4 protein-coding genes and 1 pseudogene are annotated in these 4,271 nt (G+C 71.2%); 3 read left to right on the top strand and 2 right to left on the bottom strand.

Features of this window, described 5'->3' with window-relative positions; genetic code table 11:
* The first annotated feature begins 102 nt into the window (after positions 1–102).
* Complete coding sequence (locus BBK14_RS09005; RefSeq protein WP_241831325.1) at positions 103–702, top strand: hotdog domain-containing protein; 600 nt, start codon at positions 103–105, stop codon at positions 700–702.
* Between the two features lie 221 nt (positions 703–923).
* On the top strand, positions 924–1,868 hold the full coding sequence (locus BBK14_RS09000; RefSeq protein ID WP_071060957.1) for an ADP-ribosylglycohydrolase family protein: 945 nt from the start codon (positions 924–926) through the stop codon (positions 1,866–1,868).
* 308 nt (positions 1,869–2,176) lie between these two features.
* On the opposite strand, the pseudogene BBK14_RS34945 reads toward BBK14_RS09000, so the two are convergent.
* Positions 2,177–2,664 (bottom strand): annotated as a pseudogene (locus BBK14_RS34945) (toll/interleukin-1 receptor domain-containing protein).
* Between the two features lie 389 nt (positions 2,665–3,053).
* Between BBK14_RS34945 and BBK14_RS08985 the strand changes: the two are divergent.
* Positions 3,054–3,350: a hypothetical protein gene (locus tag BBK14_RS08985; protein ID WP_071060951.1), complete on the top strand. Its 297-nt coding sequence runs from the start codon at positions 3,054–3,056 to the stop codon at positions 3,348–3,350.
* A 95-nt stretch (positions 3,351–3,445) separates the two neighbouring features.
* On the opposite strand, the gene BBK14_RS08980 is transcribed toward BBK14_RS08985, so the two are convergent.
* Complete coding sequence (locus BBK14_RS08980; protein WP_071060949.1) at positions 3,446–4,126, bottom strand: CAP domain-containing protein; 681 nt, start codon at positions 4,124–4,126, stop codon at positions 3,446–3,448.
* Between the last annotated feature and the right edge of the window lie 145 nt (positions 4,127–4,271).

The following is a 4,271-nucleotide window of genomic DNA, read 5'->3' as shown; positions in this document are numbered from 1 at the left end:
TGGCCTGCTGGGTGGGATGGTGCCCGACCTGCCGACAGCCCCTGCCGCCCCTTCGACACATCGACCTCGCCCCGACTTAACCAAGTCCTACTAGGAGAAGTCGTGACGGAGAACCAGCGGGCGCCGGACGAGACGGCCGGCGGGCTGGAGCCCGAGTTCGCCCGGATGCTCGACGCCCTACGGGTCCTGCGGGACACCGCGAGCGGCGTCGACCTGCCGGCCGACGTGGCGCGAAACGCCAGCCTGGACATCGAGCGGCTCAGCGGACTCCTGAAGCCCTACCTGGTGGCCGACACCCTGCAGGCCGCCGGCCGGACCCCCGGTATCGGGGGCCGCGCGCACGCGCTGCTGCCGATGGTGCACGTCGACGAGGCCGACGACAACCGCCTCGTCGGGCACGTCACGTTCGGCCGGTACTACCTCGGCGGCTTCGGCGCGGCCCACGGGGGCGCCATCCCCCTGATGTTCGACGAGATCATGGGGCGGCTCTCGAACGCGGTCGGCCGGCCGATGGCGCGGACGGCCTACCTCAACGTCAACTTCCGCGCCATCACCCCGATCGACGTCCGGCTCCGCGTCGAGGTCCGGCACGACCGGGAGGAGGGCCGCAAGCGGTTCCTGACCGCCGCGCTCTACGACGGTGAGACCGTGACGGCCGACGCCACCGCCCTGTTCATCACCCTCAAGCCTGGCCAGCGCTAGCGTTCGGGGACCGCGGGCTGATCTACGGCGTGGGAAAGGGCATGGCCCGGCGCTCTACTGGTCGGATCCGTCGGTAATGCTGGAGATGTTCGGCGCCGAAGGCGTCGTCCGTTCCGCGGAGCTGGTGACCGCGCTGCGCCGGCGCGGCATCCGCCTCAGCGTCAAGGTCGACGGCGCCATCTGGACCTGACCCTCCCAGCACCCGGCCAGAAGGGCCCACCATGACGACCCCGACCTCCCAGCAGCGTGTCCACGGCGCGCTGCTGGGACTGGCCGCCGGCGACGCGCTCGGCGCCACCCTGGAATTCATGCCCCCCGAGGAGATCAGGCGCCGCCACGGCGTCCACACCGAGATCACCGGGGGCGGGGCGTTCGGGTGGCGTCCCGGGCAGGGCACCGACGACACCGACCTGACGATCGCCGTGGCCCGCGCCTATGCCGACGGCTACCAGCTCGGCGCGGTGACCGAGCACTTCCTGCGCTGGTACCGGGGACGTCCCCGCGACATCGGCGGCATGACCGCGGCCTCCCTGGGTCGCATCGCCGACGGCGAGGAGCCGCTGGCCGCCGGCGCCGCCGCGACCGCCGCGGCGCGCGGCGGCGGCGCCGGCAACGGCAGCCTCATGCGCGCCCTGCCCACCGGCCTCGCCCGCTCCCACCCGGACCGGTGCGCCCGCGAAGCCGCCGAGATCAGCGCCGTCACCCACGCCGATCCCCGCTGCGTGCACGCCTGCGTCGCCTACACCGCGATCGTCTCCGCCCTCGTCGAGGGAACACCGGTCCCCGAAGCCCTCCAGGCGGGACGCGACACCACCCCCACCGTCCCCGCCCCCGAGGTCGACGCCGCCCTCGCCACCTCCGCCGCGACATCGTTGACCGACCTGCCCACCACGGGATACGTCGTGCACTCCCTCGCCGTGGCCGTCTGGGCCCTCCAACAGCCCGACTCGCTGGAGGACCTCCTCGTCGCGGTCATCAACCGCGGCGACGACGCCGACACCACCGGTGCCATCACCGGCGGCCTCCTCGGCGCCCGCGACGGCGCCGCGGCCGTGCCCGCCCGCTGGGCGCAGCAGCTGGAATACGCCCCGGAGATCAGCGAGCTCGCCCCGGCGCTACACGCCCTGCGCAGCCACCACCCCAGCGCGGAGCCGCTACAGGCATGACCAGCGACTCCGCGCGCGAGCGTGACAGCTTCGTCTGGACCGACCCGGACACCGGACTCCTCGACCAGATCGGCCGCCCGGCAGCACGCTGAATGGCGACCAATCCGAGTGTCGACACCGTACATGCGATAGACGCAGGTATGGCGGCCGGACGGCGAAGGCGGCCCGACTCGTCCTCGCACCCCCAACCACTACCCGAAAACCACCACCAACTCCCAGAACTGAAGCTGCCCCGATTTCGGGAGTGCCAAGGAAACGGTGATGGTCAGCAGGCTGGCCGCCGGTCCCCACACGAGTCACGGAAAGGGTCAGCGTCCGTGACAGAGCTGTCGTTCTCCGCTCGCCGCCGCCAGCAACCGCCCGCACGCGACCCGCTCGTCCACCCCGAACAGGTCCACCCCGACCCGCTGCCTCGACAACCCCGGCTGTGGGCAGTCCTCCACCCGCACCGGCACCAACCGCCGCTCGACCCCTGAGGGATCCGCAGCCCACGCCGCCTGCCACTCCGCCTCCGCATACGCCGAGGTCAAGTAGGCCGCGACACCACCGCCACCGTCCGCGCCGCCACCATCGCCGCCCGGTGCATCTCATACACGAAGTTCGCGCCCGCGGTGAAGTCCCACCCCTGTAGCACCACCACGTGACCGGCCGCTTCCAACTGCCAGGCGACCCACTCCGCCCAGCCCCGGTCCGCCGCCGTGTACGACACGAAAAAATCCACCCGCCGCGAAGGAGCTCCGCCACCCGCAGCCGCATCGTCCCGGCCGACCGGTGGGATCCCCGTTCCCACACTCATAACCGCACACCCTGCCACCCCGACCACAAACCGTCACAGGCCGCCACGCGGACCGGAACCAGCAGCTGTCGGTCCGACACTCGAGAATGAGGCACTTCCCGGGAGCTGGAGCCACGTCGAAAGGACATCATTGTGCGTCCGGCCGGGTTCCGTTGGGACCCGCTTCTGTCGCCTCTCGACGTCCAGGGCGCTGGTGTCGGCCGCGACAATTTCTCCGATCGCACGGTCTCCTCGTCGCCCGGCGCCCCGCCCCTTGCCTGCGACACCCAGGACACAATGCGCGACGACGTTGAACGAGGCGGCGGCGTACAACGCCACCACGAGGCACCGGACCAGGAACGGGTCGCGAGCGCCATGTCTGACCTCCCACACCAGAGGAACCCCGCACCATGAAGTGGCAGTGGATCGGCCTGGTCTTCTTCTCCCTCACCGTGCTGCCCACAGGACTGGCAATGGCCGCCGACCGGGTGCCCCGCCGCCTGCGCGCCAGGCTGGCGCCGGTACGCCCACGCGGCTGGTCCCTGCTGCTGATGTACTCCGTAGCGCCCTTCAACGCGATCCCGCGCCTGGCCGACGCCTCCCCCGACGTGACTCTTGCCTACACCGCAGCCGGCGTTCTCCTGAGCCTCGCCGGCCTCATGCTGCTGGGCATCCCCGGCCACCGGCACCTGCACCGCCCCCTGTAAGAAGCCCGGCGGCGCCGTTGAGGCCGCCGGGGCGCCGTCGCTGTCCGCTGCCTGCTCGGACGGCGCGGCGCCCCGGTTGGGAAGGCTCAGGTCGGTCAGGTGCAGCTGCCGAGGTTCTCGACGAAGGTCCCGGACGGGTCGCCGGTGGCGTTGGGGTCGGCGGACCCGGGCAGGATGGCGATGCGGTGCTCCCGGTAGGTGGGGTTGATCAGCGTGGGCCAGTGGTACGGATCAGTCGCCCACCAGGTGACGACCCCGCGTGGGGTAGGCGGGAACTGCTGCCCCATGCCAGCGGAGGTGAAGGTGTTTTCGGCGATGGCCCAGGTGCCGTTGGGGCAGTAGCCGGCCCCCTTGATCCGGGTGGTGGGGTTGGAACCGGTCTCCGGGTCGATGTGGGTCTTCTTGCCCTCCGGGTCGTTCACCGGGTCCGGGATCCACCACTTCAGCGCGACGGCCCTGGTGGCGTGCCCGGTGGCGGCCTTCCACAGTGGCGTCTGGTAAACACTCCCGCCGTTCGCGGCATAGACGGTCTCGAGTCTCAGTGGAGGCGCCCCGGCGTCGACCCGCACCTTGTTGATCAGGCAGGTCATCGACAGCTCGGAAGTCTCCGCCCGCTGCTGGGTGATCGGCTTGTCGGCGTAGATGCTGTCGCAGTAGTCGATCCGAACGAGCCTCTTCGGGGCGGCCTGGGCGGCCGGCGACTCGGCGGCGGCGAACCCGACGAGGGCGATTGCTGCGGCGACGGCCGAGACTGTGAGCCGACGGAACGGGCGCACATGCTCCCGCGTGGACTCTCCGCGCCGCCGGCTGCGGCGCAGTCGATTGATGGGTCTTCGAAGTTAAGCGGGGTTGAGACATCCGCGGGCTCGGCGGGTGGTTGCGCAGCGTGTCCGTAGCCGCTGGTTGGTTGGGTTGCGGTAT

The organism is Parafrankia soli (assembly GCF_001854695.1).
GTDB lineage: Bacteria > Actinomycetota > Actinomycetes > Frankiales > Frankiaceae > Parafrankia > Parafrankia soli.
Note: the sequence above shows the minus strand (reverse complement) of the source record. Positions and strands in the feature narration are given on the sequence as shown.